Genomic DNA, 16,419 nt, shown 5'->3' on the forward strand with positions numbered 1-16,419 from the left:
TCAGGCGCAGTCAGGCGGGAGCAGCGACAATGCGTTGGATCTTTCGGATCTTCGGGATCCTGTTGGTGGCGGTGGCCATCGTGGTGGCGGGGATGTTCCTTGTGCCGAACGAACAGGTGACGCGTATCCTCGAAAGCCAGATCGAGGCGGCAACGGGCCGCGAGGTCACGTTCGAGGGATCGGTGCGCCCGTCCTTCTATCCCGATATCGGGCTGCGCACCGGCCCGGTGCGGGTCGCCAACGCGGCCTGGTCGGATGGCGGGCCGATCCTTGAAGCGGAAGGGCTGAACGTGGCGCTGGATCTGCGGGGGCTGCTGGGCGGTGACCTGTTGATCGGGGATATCACGGCCATTGGCCCGCGCCTGTTGCTGGAGACGAACTCGGATGGCGAGGTGAACTGGGACATGTTCGGTGGTGTGTCCGAAGAGGTGCCCGCGCCGACCGGCGACGCCCCCGCGCGGCGGATCTCGCTGGAGCACCTGTCGCTGACAGGTGCGGCGATCCGGTTTGTCGACCGGCGGAGCGGAGAAAATGTGGCCGTGTCGAACCTAGACGTGGACGTGCGGGCGCCCGACCTCGACGGGCCGGCGGTGTTCGACATCACCTATCGCCGGGCGGGACAGCCGATCTCCCTCAAAGGCAAGATAGCCGAGACGCAAGGTTTCCTGGACGGCACGGCGACGGGCGTTCAGGCGACCTTGTCGGCGGCGGGCAGCCGGGTGGCGTTCAACGGGCGCGCGGCGCTGGACGGCAGCGCCAGCGGGCGGGTCGATGCCGATATCGCGCGCACGGCGGAATTCCTCGCCGCGCTTGGCCTGCCGGGGGCGGATCTGCCCAAGGGCTTCGGGCGGTCGGGCAAGGTGAGCGCGGACCTGAGTTACGGGTCGAACAACGTCGTCTCGCTGAAGGGGCTCGACGCCGATCTGGAGGGCAACCGGTTCCGGGGTGACCTGACCGTGGCCTTCGCTGGGACGCCGCGCGTGACGGGCCAGATCGCGGCCTCGGCACTGGACCTGTCGGCTTTCGGCGGGACGGGCGGCAACAGCGCGCAGTCGGGCTGGTCGAAGGAGCGGATCGACGCTTCGGCGCTTTCGGCGGTGGATGCCGACCTTGGCCTGACGACGCCCGCGATCACCTTTGGCGACATTCGCCTGACGGACGTGGCCGCGAAGGTCGCGGTCGAGAAGTCGCGCGCCGTGCTGACGCTGGCGCGGGCGGCGGGATACGGCGGCAGCCTGTCGGGCGAATTCGTGGCCAACAACCGCGACGGGCTGTCGGTGCGGGCAACGGCGGCGGCCTCGGGCGTGAAGATGCAAGCCCTGCTGTCCGCGCTGATGGGGTATGAGCGGCTGGCGGGCACGGGCGAGGCGCGGATTTCGGTGCTGGGATCCGGCGGGTCGGTCGACGCGATCATGCGATCGCTGGGCGGCGACGGGTCGCTCGCCATCCGGCAGGGCGAGATCTTCGGCCTGACGCTTGGCAAGCTGTTCCTGAACGAGGGGCAGCAGGGCGGGTCGACGATCTTCAACGACCTGACCGGGACCTTCACGATCAACAAGGGTGTGCTGCGCAACGACGACCTGACCGCGCAGTTGCAGAAGTTCGGCGTGAAGGGCGCGGGGCGGATCGACCTTGGCGGGCAGAGCATCGATTACCGGGTGACGCCGGTTCTGCCGAAGGTGGAGGGCGTGCGCGACGTGGTGTTCCCGGTCACGATCAAGGGGCCTTGGGCCGATCCGCGGATCGGGGTGGACGTCGAATCCGCGATCAAGTCGACCTTCGATGCCGAGATCGCCGCCGAGAAGGAAAAGCTGCGCAAGCAGGTCGAGGCGGAAAAGGCCCGGATCGAGGCCGAGGCGCGCAAGAAGGTCGACGAGAAGCTGCAGCAGGAGCTTGGTGTGAACCGGCAGGAGGGCGAATCCGTCGAGGATGCGCTGCGCCGCAAGCTGGAGGAAGAGGCTGCGAGAGGCCTGCGCAACCTGCTGGGCCGCTAGGGCGCGAAGCAGGAGTGACCAAACGGAAAAGGCCGCCCGAGGGCGGCCTTTGCTTTATCCCGGTGCCCGTGGCGGGCCGACCGACAATTACCGGCGACGGTCGCGGCGGGCCGAAAGGGGCTGGAACGCTACGCCCACATGCGCCTCGCAATAGGGTTTGCCGGCCTTGACGGGCAGGCCGCAGAACCAGAAATCGTCGGTTGCGGGGTCACCGACGGGCCATTTGCAGGTGCGTTCGGTCAACTCCATCAGCGACAGCTTCTTGGCCTTCTTTTCGACCTCGCTCACCTTGGCGAGCGCCTCGGGGCTGATCTCGTTCGCAGACGGTTGCGGCGGCAGGGGCTGGCCTGCCGGGATGATCTGCTTGCGTGCGGGTGTCGAGGCGGGTTTCGGCTCGGGCGCGGGGGCCGCTTCGGCCTCTGCCGGTTTCGCGGCGGCCTTTGGTTTGGGCTCGGGCTTCGGTTCGGGCTTGGCCGGGGCCGCGCCCGGGCCTGCGCGGTTCGACAGGCCGAGGCGATGAACCTTTCCGATCACGGCATTGCGCGTCACACCGCCAAGTTCCTTGGCGATCTGGCTGGCGGACTGCCCCTCGCCCCACATCTTCTTCAAGAGCTCGACGCGTTCATCTGTCCACGACATGGGAAGGTCTCCAAGCGAAAGAGCGGCCCCGCCTCGCGGACCGCTCATGTCTGTTGCACGGCAATATTCTAGTCACTCGCACCGAAGTTACAAGACGCGCGTCATGACCGCGACGGGATGAGTTGCTGCGCGATGCCGGCAAGGCCGAGATAGACCGAGGTGACGACGAGGCCCCAATGCGCCCAGCTGTCAGGGGCGAACCCGACCCACGCCGCCCAGCCCGCGAAAAACGTCCAGGCGAGCGCCATCGGCAGCGAAACCGCCCGCCAGCGTTCGGTGCGGACGGGGTGGATGAATTTGAGCGGCAGGAACATCGCGATGGCCAGCGCCGTGACGATGGCCAGCGTGACCCAGAAATTCGGCTCGGTCGCGAATAGCACGATCACCAGCATGTTCCAGCACCCCGGAAAGCCCGAGAACGAATTGTCGCGTGTTTTCATGCCGGTATCGGCGAAATAGAGCGCCGAGGCGAAGGTGATGATGATGATCGCGGTCCATCCCGTCCATCCCGGCAGAAGCCCCGAAGCAAACAGCGCGTAGGCGGGGATGAAGACGTAGGTCAGGTAGTCGATGATCATGTCGAGCAGCACGCCGTCAAAGCGCGGCGCGTTGACCTTGATGTCGGTCTTGCGGGCAAGCGGGCCGTCGATGCCGTCGACGATGAAGGCCACCACGAGCCACAGGAACATCACGTCCCATTTCGCCTGCGTCGCGGCCAGCATGGCCAGCATGGCAAACACCGCACCCGTGGCGGTGAACCAGTGAACGGCGAGGGCGCGCAGGTGCGGTGTCATGTACGCGTCATGCGGGAATGACGCCGCGATTGCAATGGGCGGCGCACGCGGCACCGCCCGGAAGGTGGCGTCAGTTGCTGACGCGGACCTCTTCCAGCGGATAGGCCAGCATGTCGCTGTCTTCCCAGCCGACATGGCAGTTGTGGCAGAAGCTCTGCTTGATCTTCATCGGTTTGCCGTTGGGCTGGACGGCGGAATAGATCCAGTCGGCGGTGTCGGGCGCGACGCCTGCCTCGCCCTTGGTCATGATGAAGAGCGGCCCGACGCGGACGGGTTTGCCCTCCTTGCCCAGCTTGAAGCTTTCCTTGGCCAGAACCGATCCGGCGGGCATCACGACGCCTTCATCCTCGAACTTCAGGTACTGCTCGGCCGCGACGTCGTTGGCGAAGGTCTGCAGGAAGCGGTCGCCATGCGGGCCGGCCACGGCAGGCCGGGTCGAGGTGACGGCCCAGCCGCGATAGGCGGCGGCGACGGGATTGTCGCCCTTGGTGTACCCGGCGAGCATCTTGCCTTCCATGCAGGCGTAAAGCTCGACCACCTGTTCGGCGGAAAGATCGAAGGGATCGGTCGCGTCGACGAAACACTTGTCGGAATGGCCGTCGGCGAGGGTAGCGGATGCGGAAGCGGCGAGGGCCAGCGTGGCGGACAGAAGGATGCGCATGGTCGGGTATTCCTGTGAAAGCGACGTCGTTCGCGCGGCAGTTTGGCACAGAATGTCGCAGGTGCGGGGTAAACCATGTCTCACGTTGGCGTGAGGCGTGTGACAGCGCGCCGCCCGTGGTTCAGCCGCCGCCCTTGGGATGGGCGTTGGCATAAACCTCCATCAACCGGGCGGTGTCGACGGCGGTATAGGCCTGCGTGGTCGACAGCGAAGCGTGGCCCAGCAGTTCCTGGATCGCCCGCAGGTCGCCGCCCGCGTTCAGCAGGTGCGTGGCGAACGAGTGGCGCAGGGCGTGGGGCGTGGCGGTTGCGGGCAAGCCAAGCTGCATCCGCGCGCGCGCCATCGCCTGTTGCACGGCGCGGGGCGCCAGCGCCCCGCCACGCACCGCGCGAAACAGTGGGCCGTCATCCTCTTGCGGATGCGGGCAGGCGGCGAGGTAGGCGTTCACAGCGCTGCGGGCGGCGGGCAGGATCGGGACAAGGCGTTCCTTCCCGCCTTTGCCGACGATGCGGATCACGTCGCCCAGGGGCGCATCGCGGCCCTTGAGGCCCAGCGCCTCGGATATGCGCAGGCCGCAGCCGTAAAGCAGGGTGAGCACGGCCATGTCGCGGGTGTTGACCCAGTCCTTCGCTGACTGAAGCTGCACCGTGTCGATCATCGCGCGCGCGGCGTCCTCATCCAGCGGGCGGGGCAGTTTCTTGCGGAAGCGGGGGCTGCGGGTGGCAAGCACGGCGGTGGGTTCGAACCCGTGGCGTTCGGCCAGCCAGCGATAGAAGCTTTTGACCGCCGACAGCTTGCGCGCCAGCGACCGGGGCGACACGCCTTGTCCGCGCGTCGCGGCCATCCATGCGCGCATGTCGGACACGGTGATGCGCGACAGGGGGCCAAGCCCCTGCCGGTCGCCGTGGTGCTGCGTCATGAAGGCGAGGAAGTCGGTGACGTCGGCACGGTAGGCCGAAATCGTGTTGGCGGCGGCTCCGTTCAGGGCGGCCTGTGCATCAAGCCAGTCCGCGAGCGCATCGCGCGCCTGTGGCGACAGCGCGAGGCTGCCCGCCGTCAAGACAGCCAGCGGCGCATCGCGCGTTCGAAGACGCCCCCGAAAAACGCCAGAAGGTCGGTGCCCTGCTGGGGCGAAAACTGGTGCGGGTCCTCGGCGCCCATGACCAGAAGGCCGGGCAGGCGGCCGGGGCCGAAATCGAGCTTGAGGCAGGCTTCGGACCGGATCCACGAGGCGGCCTCGCCATAGACGTGATCGGCGCCGACCTGGATCTGGCGCAGGGTGACCTGCCGCACGGGCACGTTGCGCCCCGCCGTCAGGTACTGGTCGATGAAGCCCGGCGCTGCGGTGGTCAGCACGTCGCCCAGCCGTTCGACGGCGGCATCGCCGTCCTGTTTCGTCTCGAGCACCAGCTTGACGCAATCGACGCGCAGGATGTCGGCCACTTCACCGCCAAGGTCGCGCAGGAACACCTCGAACGCCATGGGGTCGAGCATCCGCAGGATAGCGCGGTGCACCTGGTTGGTGCCGGCGAGGTTTTCATAGGCCGCCGCGATGACCGAACGGTGCGTGTCTTCCAGCCGGTCCAGCCGCGCTTCGAGCCGTTCCATCGCGATCCCGCGCAGGTCCACGATGTTGTTGCCCATGCTCTTTTCATTGGCGTCGATCAGCGCACGCATCACGTCCTGATCGTCGAGAATAACGTCGGGGCGCGCGATGATCTTCTCGCGCATGTCGTCGTCGATGTTCGGGCTGCTCATTCGGGCCTCTTGCGCATTCGGCTGTGCTTTAGCACGGAATTATCCACAGGTCCGCCCCAAATTCAAAGGGCAGTGAATCTGTGACAAATGCGCGGCGGTGGGGTTGTCAGGCGCAGGGAGGGCCGCTGACGGCCGCAACTCCGCTCGCCGAGAAGCGCGCGGTGGCGGCAAAACCGTCGGTCGAAAGCGTGGCCGCCGCGCCCGCGATTTCCGACCCCGACACGGTGATTTCGCGCCCGCCAAGCGTGTCGTCGACGTCGATGGTGAAGGCGATGGTCGCGCCGGGGGCAAGGCGGGACACGGGCAGGGCTAGTGCCGTGTCGCCATCCGCGACCTTCGGGATAGAGGCAAGCGCAGGCGCGCCTTCGACGATTTCGAGGGGCTGGAACACCTCCACCCCCGCGCCGGAGGCGGTGGTGTCAAAGATCAGCTGCCCCGAGGACCCGGCGAAGTCAATGCCGATGGTCGCGGCATCAAGGGCGCAGGCACTGGTATTCGTGACCGTGAAGCGGTCTTTCGGCGCGCCGTCGCGGAATGTCAGCTCGATCTCTGCCGCCACGGGCGTTGCGAGGAAGGGAAGAAGTGCGAGCCAGCGCATGGGTGCCTCCGGTGGTTGCCTGACGGAGGAGGTGGCGCGGCGCGGGTCGCGGTCAAGTGTCGGGCCGGTTCTTGCCGATGGGGCTGGCGAGGTCCGGGTGATCGTAGGCGTCGGGGTAGAGCATGGGGCGGAACGGGCCGAGCGGCACGGTGCCGTTCCACGAACGCCCGAAATATCCCTGCCTGCAATGCACGAGTGACCCGGCACCGGCCACGCCGGGCAGCGCGTGCACGCGGCAGAGCCAGCGCCAGAGATGCGGGTGGTCCAGGATGCGCGCGCCGTTCAGCTTCATCCGCAGATAATAGACCGGGTCGTGGCGGTAGAGAGTCGGGAAGAGCCGCAGGTCGGCCTCGGTAAAGCGGTCGCCGGTCAGGAAGGGGCGGCCGTCGGACAGGAGGGTGTCGAGGTCGGCGAGCGTGTCGAAATAGGCGGTGAAGGCGGCGGCATAGACGGACTGGTCCGAAGAAAAGCCCGCCTTGTACGCGCCGTTGTTGATCGTGGTGTAGATCCGCGCGTTCAGCGCGTCGATATCCGCCTGCAAGGCGACGTCGTCGGGGTACAGGCGGTGGGGAGCGGAGCCACCGCGCAGGGCCTCGGCATTGGTGTCGAACATGCGCAGGATCTCGGCGCTTTCGTTGTTGACGATGCGGTGCGTGCGTTTGTCGTAGAGAACGGGGAGCGATTGTTCGTCCGATCCCTCGGCACGGTAGATGTCGCGGGCAAGCCGGTGACCCGCGCCGGTGCCGGTTTCTGGCGTGCATTCGGGCAGGGTCGCGCCGGTCAGGGTGGCGATGCGGTCGGGGGCGAATTCCCACAGGTTCGGGCCCGCCGGGTCGTCCTCGGACGTGCGGTTCGGGAAGGCCACGTCCATCGTGATCGCGTCGTCGAGGCCAAGGACCGCGCGGGCCAGCGTCGCGCGGTGGCACCACGGGCAGTTGAGCGCGACGAACAGGTGGTAGCGGCCCGGTTCGGGAGCGAAGTCGGCGTCGCCGATGGCATGGCGGAAGCCGCTGACGCCGCGCACGAACTCTCCCTTCGCACGGCGGGATTGCGCGTCTGACTGGTCTTCTTCGGTGGCGGTGTCGGTCATGGGGCCTCGCAGGGGCGGCGCGTGAGATCACGCGCCCTACACCGGGAAGGGTGGGGTGCCGGGGTGAGCCCGTCAATGGCAATGGGCGCAGGGCAAAGGTGCGTGAAATCACGCACCCTACGCAGCCGGGGTGGGGCCGGTGCCGGGTTGATAAAGGAGGCGGCGGACGAGGCCGGGAGAGATTTCGGGATGCGTGTCATCCGTCATCCACAGCGTGAAATCGCGCGCGAACGCCGTCATCACCCGTTCGATCGTGTGGTTGTTGCGGCCCGGAAACAGCACGCGGGCGCGCAGCGTTCCGGGATCGCACCAGACCGCGTTGGCCCATTCCGCGCCGCGGATCCCGAACACCCGGCGCGCCCGGCGGAAGGCGCGCATCTGGCAGCCAAGCGCATGCTGGCCGGGCTCATAGATGCTGTGATCGTCGCCAAGGCGGGACAGGTGATCTGAGATCGCGTCGATGTTGAGGATAGCGCGGCGGGTCGTGCCGTATCCCTCTCCATGCGCCTGCCCGCTTGCGTAGAACGCGGGCGGGGGCGAGCGGCGGAGGATCAGCGTCTCGCCGGTATCGCAGCCGGTGCCGTGGCACGGCGCGGTGTCCCAGATCTCGCGCATCGTGCGGATCGCGGGGGTCATCAGGCGGCGGTCGGGTGCCTGGTCCCACATCTGGACGAAGCGCATGTTGGTCGCCGCGTCCGGGGGGACGACGCGGTAATCACGGCCCATCGCGTCGAGCGTCCGGGTCAGCATCGGCGTCATGACCGGCCCGCAATCGATCACGTCGAAGGGCGCGCTCCGCGCCGAGGCGCGGTGCACGACGGGCAGCAGGTAGCCGAGCAGGAAGTGAAAGTAATGGTGCACCGACCCCTTGAAGGGTTTCGGATCGTCCCTTGGAACGGGCGCAAGATGACCGTCCTGCCGGGAAAAACAGATGCGGTCGGGCGTGGCGCCGTCACTCATGGGTCAATGCGAGGCTGGCCACCATGCGCAGGTCGACCGAGGTTGCATTCGGGGTGCGGATGTAGGTCTTCAAGGCGTCCTGCGAGACCCAAGTCACATCCTCCGGCAGGCTCGCGCCGTCTGACATGGCAAGGGTCAGCGTGATCTGGTGCTGCCAGAAACGCCCGCCTTCGGACGAAGTGCGCACCTGTGCCTGTATGTTGGCAGGCGGCGAGAGGGGCGCGGCGGGATGCCAGTGACGGATGCCGCCGGTTCCGGTCTGTGCCATTTGCCGGATCGCGTATTCCGGGGTGCCGCCGCGCATGCGCATGACCAGGGAAATGTGCGTTTCCGTGCCCGGACAAAGAAGCGGTTGTTGCCAGCGGTGGACCTCGCGCGAGGGGCTGGTGGTCTCGAAATGGCGAACGCCGACGCCGCGTTCGTCCAGAAATGCCAACCCGCGTCCGTCGCGCGCCGCGCGTTCGGCGAAGGAGCCAAGCGGGATGCGCTTGCCCAGATCGGGCGCTGGCGGGGGTGCTATGTCCGTGATGACGGGTTCACCGGGCTTGAGCGAGTGAAGAAGGACGAGTGCGGAGCGCAGGTCGTTCGTGCCAAGATGGTCCTGCATGAGGATCTGGGGACTGAGGCTGACGGGGACGGAGATCAGGCCGTCGGGCAAGGCAAGTGGCGCGTCCGTTTCAACGATCATGAAGCGCTTGGTCTTGCCGCGATAGAATTCGCCCCAATCCGGTTGCAGCGCATCATAGAGAACATGACAGCCATCGGTCGGGGCGAGTGCGAGGTCGATGAAAGGGGTCGCTCCGCCCCCGTGCCTCTGCTGGTAATTGGCCGGGGTGCTTTGGATCGTGGTCGACAGGTTCGTTCCGCCGATAAGACCGGGCTCGTTCCGGGTGATCAGAACGAAGGAGCGCGTGCCGTCCGGGTCTCGGGTCAGAAGCAGCATGACAAGGGCGGTTTCAGGCTGTTCCAACAACAGAACGTGCCGCCCGTCCGGTGCGGCATAGCCCGCGATGGAAAAGAACTGCGTCTGCCGGTGGATCAGCCGGTCGTCGTCGATGACCCAATCGCTGCCGGCATCATGCGAGAAAAAGACGCGGGCATTTTGCGCGTGGTCGGCGCACAGGCTCATCAGCCCCGCGATGGTATCATGGCGGCAATAGCTCACCCGCGCCGACCCGTCGGACCCCGCCGCACATCGTCTGGCAGGGCCCGGATGACATGCGGGCGGGCGTGGGGCATGGCGGGATCAGACGATCTTGATACCGGCTTCCTTGGCGTCCTTGACGAACTGGTCCAGCCCCTTGTCCGTCAGCACGTGGTTTGCCATCGCGTGGATCACCTTGGGCGGCGCGGTCGCCACGTCGGCGCCGATCTTGGCACATTCCGACATGTGGTTCGCCGACCGGATCGAGGCGGCGAGGATGTTGGTGTCGAACCCGTAGTTGTCATAGATCGTGCGGATGTCCGCGATCAGGTCCAGCCCGTCGAGGTTCAGGTCATCGAGACGCCCGATGAAGGGGGAGATGAACGTCGCGCCCGCCTTGGCCGCCAGCAGTGCCTGATTGGCCGAAAAGCAGAGCGTGACGTTGACCATCGTGCCCTGATCGCTGAGCGCCTTGCAGGTTTTCAGGCCCGCCCATGTCAGCGGTACTTTCACGGCAATGTTTTCCGCCAGACCGGCCAGCTTCTTGCCTTCTTCCAGCATGGTGTCGGCATCGGTCGCCACAACCTCGGCCGAGACGGGGCCGTCGACAAGGGCGCAGATTTCCTTGGTCACTTCGATGATGTCGCGGCCCGATTTCAGGATCAGCGAGGGGTTGGTGGTGACCCCGTCGACCATGCCAAGGTCGTTCAGTTCGGCGATGGCATCGATTTCGGCGGTATCGACAAAGAATTTCATGTCAGGCATTCCTCCCATCTGGTGGCCCTGTTCACGCGCAGACCTAACGGATTGGGCGCGGCGCGTGAACCCCGAAGGGTTGAAAATGTTGGCGCTAACATTCCTGGAGCGATCGCGCGGGTGACCGAATTCTTCGACGAAGGAACGCTGGTGGCGGTGCTGACCACCCAGCCGCTGGACCGGACGCTGGATTACCGCGCGCCGGAGGGTGGCTGTTTCGCGGGCGCCTTCGTCGAGGTGCCGCTGGGGCCGCGCAAGGTGCTGGGCGTGGTCTGGGGGCCGGGCGCGGGCGATTACGACGCGTCCAAGGTGCGCAGCGTGATCCGGGTGCTGGACGCGCCGGCCATGCGGGAAGAGATGCAGGCCTTCCTTTCGCGGGCGGCCGATTACACGCTGACGCCTTTGCCCGCGATGCTGCGGCTGGCGACGCGGTCTCCGGGGCTGGGCGATCCGCCGTCGATGCGCAAGGTCTACCGGCTGGGCCACGGCACGCCCGACCGGGTCACGGCGGCCCGGACCCGCGTGGTCGAGACGCTGACCGAATATGGCGGGCTGGCCTTCACGCTCAAGGAAGTGGCCGAGATGGCGGGCGTGTCGACCTCGGTCGTGAAGGGGCTGGTGGCGCAGGGCGTCGTGGCCGAGGAGGACAGCCCGCGGGACACGCCCTTTGCCCCGCTCGACCTTGACCGCGCGGGCCACACCCTGACCGAGGACCAGGCAGCGGCGGCGCAGGCGCTGGCCGACGGGATCGGGGCCGGGGGCTATGGCACCACGCTGTTGCAGGGCGTGACCGGGTCGGGCAAGACCGAGGTCTACCTCGAAGCGGTCGCGGCGGCGGTGCGCGCGGGCGGTCAGGCGCTGGTGCTTTTGCCCGAGATCGCCCTGACCGAGCAGTTCCTGACGCGGATTGACGAGAGGTTCGGCGCGAAGCCCGCCGAGTGGCATTCCGGCGTGACCATGACCGAACGCCGCCGCGTCTGGCGCATGGTGGCCGAGGGGCAGGCGCAGGTCGTGGTGGGCGCGCGTTCGGCGCTGTTCCTGCCCTACCAGCGGCTGGGGCTGATCGTGGTCGATGAGGAGCATGACACCTCGTACAAGCAGGAAGACGGGGTGCTTTACAACGCGCGGGACATGGCCGTCCTGCGGGCGTCGATCTGCGGGGCGCGGGTCGTGCTGGCCTCGGCCACGCCCAGCCTTGAAAGCTGGGCCAATGCGCAGGACGGCAAGTATGCGCATCTGAAACTCACCTCGCGGTTCGGCGACGCGGTCCTGCCCGAGATGCGCGCCATCGACATGCGGGGCGAGCGGATGGAGGCCGGGCGCTGGGTGTCTCCCGCGCTGAAGGCGGCGGTCGCCGAGCGGCTGGAGCGGGGTGAACAGGCGCTTTTGTTCATCAACAGGCGCGGCTACGCGCCGGTGACCCTGTGCCGGGCCTGCGGACAGCAGATCGGGTGCGACCATTGCGACGCGCGCATGGTCGAACACAGGTTCCTCAAGCGCCTGATGTGCCACCAGTGCGGCGAAAGCCGCCCGATGCCCGATGCCTGCCCGCATTGCGAGGCGGAGGGGCGCCTTTCGGCGGTCGGGCCGGGGGTGGAGCGGTTGACCGAGGAGGCGGCGGCGCTGTTTCCCGAGGCGCGGATCGCGACACTGTCATCGGACCTTTTCGGATCGGCGCGCGCGCTGAAGGCCGAGATCGAGATGATCGCGGATGGCGGCGCCGACATTATCGTGGGTACCCAGCTTGTCGCCAAGGGGCACAACTTTCCCAAGCTGACGCTTGTGGGCGTGATCGACGCGGATCTGAGCCTGCACGGCTCCGATCCGCGCGCCGCCGAGCGGACCTTCCAGCTGATGCAGCAGGTCGCGGGACGCGCCGGTCGCAGCGAGGCGCCCGGTGTCGCGATGCTGCAGACCTACCAGCCCGAACACGCGGTGATCCGCGCGATCCTTGGCGGTGACCAGGAGGCGTTCTGGGCGGCCGAGGCGGATGAGCGGCGCGCGGCGGCGGTGCCGCCCTATGGCCGCCTTGCCGGGATCATCCTGTCCTCGACCGAACTGGCCGAGGCGCATGATGCCGGCGCATTCCTTGCGCGCAACGACATGCCGCTGCGCCGGATCGGTGCGCAGGTGTTCGGGCCGGCCCCGGCGCCCATTGCCCGCGTGCGGGGACGGCACCGCATCAGGTTGCTAGTGAAGGCCGAGAAACGCGCGCCCCTGCAACCGGCGCTTGCGCAATGGGTCGCGCAATTACGCCTGCGCGGCAGTTTGCGCGTGGCGGTCGATGTTGATCCCCAAAGCTTTCTGTAGTAGCCGTAAGTGGGCATTTATTGACTGCGCGTTCAGTTTTTCGAATGGCGGGCAGTCGCGTACATGGTGAATATTCGTTGTTGGGAGCGGATCCGGACGTTAGGTTTGAACTTTTTCAATGGTGGGCTAAGCTCGTAGGGACCAAGGCGAGCAGGTGTACTGTCCGGTATATTTAGGGGGAAATGCCGTGCAAAAATGGGACGGGTATCGTTACGTGATCGCCTTGGCGCGCTGCGGGTCCATGACAGCCGCTGCCAAGAGCCTCGATACGAATACCGCCACGGTGTCGCGCCACATTCACAGGATGACGGAAATTTACGGGACGGTTCTTTTCGTCAAGAAGAAGACGCGATGGGAATTGACCAAGGAAGGTGAGGCGCTGGTGCGCGTGATCGAGGCGTTCGAAAAGGGCCTTCACGATCTCGACCGCAACAACGGCCTTGCGCTGACTTCGGGCCGCACCGTGAAGATCGCGACGGTGGATTTCCTGTGCGTGACGCACATGATGCCTCACCTTGGTGAATTCGTGGCCGACAATCCCGGCCTCGGCGTCGAATTCGTGTGCAGCGACACCCGCGTCAGCCTTGCCTATGGCGAGGCCGATGTGTCGGTGCGCCTGTCGCGTCCGCAGGAAGGACGGCTGGTGGGCCGCAAGACGGCGGAGATCAGCCTGTCCCCCTACAAGGGTGCGGGCGATCATTCCGGCGACTGGATCGGGCTGGGAGAAGAGCTGGACTGGACGCCCGAGATGCGCATGGCACGCGACCTGTTCGGACGGCCGCCGATCCTGCGCGTGCAGAGTTTCGACGCGATGCGCCGGGGTGCGTCCACATCGGGGCTGGCATGCGTGATCCCCGACAGCATGGCGACGCCCGACCTGGGCCTCACGCGCATGATGCCCGACCAGCCGTCGGTGATGCGGGAAATCTGGGTGATCTACCACGAGACGCGCAAGATGGACCCGGTGGTGCGGTTGACCGCCGACTGGATCCACCGCTGTTTCGAAGCCGTGGACGACGTACCCGCCCGGTCCGTGGCCTGACACGCGACCTTTCCAATCCTGTGCAACAGGCGTAGGCGGGGATCATGCCTCGAAACGTTTCCCTTGCGGATGCGGGCCGCCTGCCGGTCTGGCGTCGCCCCGTTGCCCTTCTGGTTCTGACCGCCTGCGCCATGCCGCTGGCCTTCGCGACGTGGTCGGCGCTGCTCAACAACTTCGTCATCGAGGTCGCCAATTTCGACGGGTCGGACATCGGCTGGCTGCACACGGTGCGCGAGATACCGGGGTTCTTCGCCATCGCGGTGATTGCGCTGCTGATGCTGTTCCGCGAACAGACGCTCGGCCTTGTGTCACTCGCGCTGCTGGGGGCCGCGTCGGCGGTCACGGCGTGGTTCCCGTCGCTTGGCGGGATCCTGACGATCACCATGCTGTCCTCGATCGGCTTCCACTATTACGAGACGGTCAACCAGTCGCTACAGCTGCAATGGCTGCCGAAGGAGCGCGCGCCCAAGGTTCTGGGCTATCTCGTGGCCGTCGCGTCGGGCGCGACGCTCGTGGCCTACATGCTGATCGTCGCGCTGTGGGAGACGCTCGACCTCAGCTACAACATCGTCTTCATGGTGTCGGGCGGTGCCTGCCTGCTGATCGCGCTTTATTGCATGCTGGCCTTTCCGCAATTCGAGGCCCCCAATCCGCAGCGCAAGGAGATGGTCCTGCGCCGGCGGTACTGGCTGTATTACGTGCTTGAATTCCTCGCGGGCGCGCGGCGGCAGATCTTCATCGTATTCGCCGGGTTCATGATGGTCGAACGGTTCGGGTTCGAGGTGCACCAGGTGACGGCGCTGTTCCTCATCAACCTCGTCGCCAACATGGCCATTGCGCCCGTGATGGGTCACGCGGTTGCGCGGTTCGGCGAGCAGCGGACGCTGTTGTTCGAATATGCGGGCCTTGCGATCGTGTTCCTTGCTTACGGCGGTATCTACTGGTTCGGGTGGGGCGTGGTCGTGGCGGCGTCGCTTTATGTCATCGATCACCTGCTATTCTCATTGGCCTTTGCCAAGAAGACCTATTTCCAGAAGATCGCCGACCCCGAGGATATCGCGCCCACCGCGGCGGTGGCGTTCACGATCAATCACATCGCGGCGGTCTTTCTGCCCGCGGCGCTGGGCTATCTCTGGCTTTATTCGCCGGCCGGCGTGTTCGTGCTTGCGACGGGGCTGGCGGTCGCCTCGTTCCTTGCGGCGCTGCTGATCCCGCGCCACCCGGCGCGGGGGGCTGAAACACGATTGGCCCGGCCCGTGCCCGCCCCGGCGGAATAAGCCGTGGCCGAGGGGCGGTTCCTGTCCGGCTCGACCATGGGCCATGTCGTGCGCATGACGTTGACCGGAGCGGCGGGCATCACCTTCGTCTTCGTGGTCGACGCGGCGAACCTCTTCTGGATTGCCCGGCTTGGAGACCCGGCCCTCGTCGCCGCCATCGGCTATGCCTTCGCGATCCAGTTCTTCTCTGTCTCGTCCGGAATCGGGTTGATGGTGGGGGCGACGGCGCTGGTATCGCGCGCGATCGGGCAGGGGCAGGCGGCCCTGGCGCGGGAGCAGGCGACGGCAACGATGATCTGGGCGGTGGCCGTCCAGTCCGGCATGGCCGCGATGGTCGTGGCCTTCCGCCATGACCTTGTCGCGCTGTCGGGTGCCGAAGGTGAGGCCGCCGCGCTGGCGGCGCGATACCTCGCCTTGACCGTACCCTCGCTCGGCCTGATGGCGGTGGGGCTGATCGGGGCCGCCGTGCTGCGCGCGGCCGGAGACGGCAAGCGCGCTATGTACGTGACGCTGTCGGGCGGCGTGGTCGCAATGGTGCTGGATCCGGTCCTGATCTATGGCCTCGGGCTTGGGCTGGACGGTGCCGCGATGGGCCTGACGGTGTTCCGGCTGGTGATGTGCCTGACCGGCCTGTGGTTCGCGGTGCGCGTGCATGACGCGCTGGCCCGGCCCAGCCGCGCGCAGTTGCTGGCCGTTGCCGCGCCTTATGCCGCGATCTCGGGCCCGGCGATCCTGACCCAGATGTCGCCGCCGGTGGCGAATTACCTGCTGACCACGATCATGGCGGGGTTCGGCGACGCGGCGGTGGCGGCATGGGCGGTGGTGAACCGCCTGACCGTCGTGGCCTTTGGCGGCATCTTCGCGCTGGCCGGGGCGATCGGCGGCATCTTCGGGCAGAATTTCGGCGCGGTCCGGCTTGACCGCGTGCGCCAGACCTACCGCGACGCGGTCCTGTTCTGCATCGGCTATACCCTGCTGGTCTGGGCGGTGCTGACAGGTGCCTTCGGGCCGGTGGCCCGCGCCTTCGCGCTTGACGAGGCGGGGCGGGACATCCTGTGGGCCTTCGTCACCGTCGGCGCGGGGTCCTTCGTCTTCGCGGGCGCACTGTTCGTGGCCAATGCCGCCTTCAACACGATGGGCCGCCCCACGCGCGCCACCGCCGTGGCATGGGCGCGGGACGGGGCGCTGACATGGCCCGCGGGCATCGCGCTGGCCGGGGCGTTCGGTGCTGTCGGCGTCATCTACGCGCAGGCGGCGGTGACCGTGATCGCGGGCATCGGCGCGGCGCTTTGGGGCTGGGTTTTCGTGTCGCGCCTGACGCCTGCCGACGCGGCCCAGATTGACGCCCGCCCGCGCCGCGGATACCGGGACGTGAACCGCTACCGGAGACGCTGAC

At 67.0% G+C, this 16,419-nt stretch carries 15 protein-coding genes; 5 read left to right on the forward strand and 10 right to left on the reverse strand.

All coding sequences use genetic code 11. The features are described 5' to 3' along the window. Positions 1-29 precede the first annotated feature (29 nt). The gene (locus tag ATO11_RS05050; protein ID WP_050529748.1) at positions 30-1,994 is read left to right on the forward strand and encodes an AsmA family protein; all 1,965 of its coding nucleotides are present in this window, start codon (positions 30-32) and stop codon (positions 1,992-1,994) included. A gap of 87 nt (positions 1,995-2,081) precedes the next feature. Here the strand turns inward: ATO11_RS05050 and ATO11_RS05055 are convergent, their stop codons facing one another. The 10 genes from ATO11_RS05055 to fsa all read right to left on the reverse strand — a co-directional run bounded on the left by ATO11_RS05055 (position 2,082) and on the right by fsa (position 10,394). Next, the gene (locus ATO11_RS05055; RefSeq protein ID WP_050529749.1) at positions 2,082-2,633 is read right to left on the reverse strand and encodes a GcrA family cell cycle regulator; all 552 of its coding nucleotides are present in this window, start codon (positions 2,631-2,633) and stop codon (positions 2,082-2,084) included. A gap of 101 nt (positions 2,634-2,734) precedes the next feature. Next, on the reverse strand, positions 2,735-3,427 hold the full coding sequence (locus tag ATO11_RS05060; protein ID WP_050529750.1) for a CDP-alcohol phosphatidyltransferase family protein: 693 nt from the start codon (positions 3,425-3,427) through the stop codon (positions 2,735-2,737). Between the two features lie 70 nt (positions 3,428-3,497). Continuing rightward, a complete protein-coding gene (locus ATO11_RS05065) occupies positions 3,498-4,088 on the reverse strand; it encodes a cytochrome P460 family protein (RefSeq protein ID WP_050529751.1) in 591 nt (196 codons plus the stop codon). 121 nt (positions 4,089-4,209) lie between these two features. Next, entirely contained in the window at positions 4,210-5,148 is a 939-nt protein-coding gene (locus tag ATO11_RS05070) for a tyrosine recombinase XerC (protein WP_082176162.1), read from the reverse strand. After that, on the reverse strand, positions 5,145-5,846 hold the full coding sequence (locus tag ATO11_RS05075) for a DUF484 family protein (protein ID WP_050529752.1): 702 nt from the start codon (positions 5,844-5,846) through the stop codon (positions 5,145-5,147). Before ATO11_RS05075 ends, ATO11_RS05070 begins: the two co-directional genes overlap by 4 nt. A gap of 106 nt (positions 5,847-5,952) precedes the next feature. Further along, positions 5,953-6,444, reverse strand: coding sequence for a hypothetical protein (locus ATO11_RS05080; RefSeq protein WP_050529753.1), 492 nt, complete (start codon positions 6,442-6,444; stop codon positions 5,953-5,955). A 52-nt stretch (positions 6,445-6,496) separates the two neighbouring features. Then, positions 6,497-7,534 carry a glutathione S-transferase C-terminal domain-containing protein gene (locus tag ATO11_RS05085; RefSeq protein WP_050529754.1) on the reverse strand — a complete coding sequence of 346 codons (1,038 nt, stop codon included), beginning with the start codon at positions 7,532-7,534 and terminating at the stop codon, positions 6,497-6,499. Positions 7,535-7,651: 117 nt separating this feature from the next. Continuing rightward, the gene (locus ATO11_RS05090; RefSeq protein WP_050529755.1) at positions 7,652-8,494 is read right to left on the reverse strand and encodes a glycosyltransferase 61 family protein; all 843 of its coding nucleotides are present in this window, start codon (positions 8,492-8,494) and stop codon (positions 7,652-7,654) included. Further along, on the reverse strand, positions 8,487-9,659 hold the full coding sequence (locus ATO11_RS05095; protein WP_050529756.1) for an NDP-hexose 2,3-dehydratase family protein: 1,173 nt from the start codon (positions 9,657-9,659) through the stop codon (positions 8,487-8,489). The genes ATO11_RS05090 and ATO11_RS05095 overlap by 8 nt, the downstream gene beginning before the upstream one ends. Positions 9,660-9,740: 81 nt before the next feature. Beyond that, positions 9,741-10,394 carry a fructose-6-phosphate aldolase gene (gene fsa / locus ATO11_RS05100; protein ID WP_050529757.1) on the reverse strand — a complete coding sequence of 218 codons (654 nt, stop codon included), beginning with the start codon at positions 10,392-10,394 and terminating at the stop codon, positions 9,741-9,743. Positions 10,395-10,514: 120 nt separating this feature from the next. On the opposite strand from fsa, the gene ATO11_RS05105 reads away from it, so the two are divergent. The 4 genes from ATO11_RS05105 to ATO11_RS05120 all read left to right on the forward strand — a co-directional run bounded on the left by ATO11_RS05105 (position 10,515) and on the right by ATO11_RS05120 (position 16,418). After that, the gene (locus ATO11_RS05105) at positions 10,515-12,704 is read left to right on the forward strand and encodes a primosomal protein N' (RefSeq protein WP_050529758.1); all 2,190 of its coding nucleotides are present in this window, start codon (positions 10,515-10,517) and stop codon (positions 12,702-12,704) included. A 214-nt stretch (positions 12,705-12,918) separates the two neighbouring features. Beyond that, positions 12,919-13,746: a LysR family transcriptional regulator gene (locus ATO11_RS05110; protein WP_278044286.1), complete on the forward strand. Its 828-nt coding sequence runs from the start codon at positions 12,919-12,921 to the stop codon at positions 13,744-13,746. A 44-nt stretch (positions 13,747-13,790) separates the two neighbouring features. Continuing rightward, on the forward strand, positions 13,791-15,023 hold the full coding sequence (locus tag ATO11_RS05115; protein WP_050529760.1) for an MFS transporter: 1,233 nt from the start codon (positions 13,791-13,793) through the stop codon (positions 15,021-15,023). A gap of 3 nt (positions 15,024-15,026) precedes the next feature. Further along, positions 15,027-16,418 (forward strand): MATE family efflux transporter, encoded by a 1,392-nt coding sequence (locus tag ATO11_RS05120; protein WP_242601357.1) that lies wholly within the window; start codon positions 15,027-15,029, stop codon positions 16,416-16,418. The last annotated feature ends 1 nt before the right edge of the window (position 16,419 follow it).

Source organism: Pseudaestuariivita atlantica, assembly GCF_001205715.1.
Classification (GTDB): Bacteria; Pseudomonadota; Alphaproteobacteria; order Rhodobacterales; family Rhodobacteraceae; genus Pseudaestuariivita; species Pseudaestuariivita atlantica.

What these genes read in the sequence shown, in the direction of transcription:
- ATO11_RS05055 (WP_050529749.1), bottom strand. Translation starts at nt 2,633, where the DNA reads ATGTCGTGGACAGATGAACGCGTCGAGCTCTTGAAGAAGATGTGGGGC.
- ATO11_RS05075 (WP_050529752.1), bottom strand. Translation starts at nt 5,846, where the DNA reads ATGAGCAGCCCGAACATCGACGACGACATGCGCGAGAAGATCATCGCG.
- ATO11_RS05085 (WP_050529754.1), bottom strand. Translation starts at nt 7,534, where the DNA reads ATGACCGACACCGCCACCGAAGAAGACCAGTCAGACGCGCAATCCCGC.
- ATO11_RS05060 (WP_050529750.1), bottom strand. Translation starts at nt 3,427, where the DNA reads ATGACACCGCACCTGCGCGCCCTCGCCGTTCACTGGTTCACCGCCACG.
- ATO11_RS05050 (WP_050529748.1), top strand. Translation starts at nt 30, where the DNA reads ATGCGTTGGATCTTTCGGATCTTCGGGATCCTGTTGGTGGCGGTGGCC.
- ATO11_RS05115 (WP_050529760.1), top strand. Translation starts at nt 13,791, where the DNA reads ATGCCTCGAAACGTTTCCCTTGCGGATGCGGGCCGCCTGCCGGTCTGG.
- fsa (WP_050529757.1), bottom strand. Translation starts at nt 10,394, where the DNA reads ATGAAATTCTTTGTCGATACCGCCGAAATCGATGCCATCGCCGAACTG.
- ATO11_RS05065 (WP_050529751.1), bottom strand. Translation starts at nt 4,088, where the DNA reads ATGCGCATCCTTCTGTCCGCCACGCTGGCCCTCGCCGCTTCCGCATCC.
- ATO11_RS05090 (WP_050529755.1), bottom strand. Translation starts at nt 8,494, where the DNA reads ATGAGTGACGGCGCCACGCCCGACCGCATCTGTTTTTCCCGGCAGGAC.
- ATO11_RS05080 (WP_050529753.1), bottom strand. Translation starts at nt 6,444, where the DNA reads ATGCGCTGGCTCGCACTTCTTCCCTTCCTCGCAACGCCCGTGGCGGCA.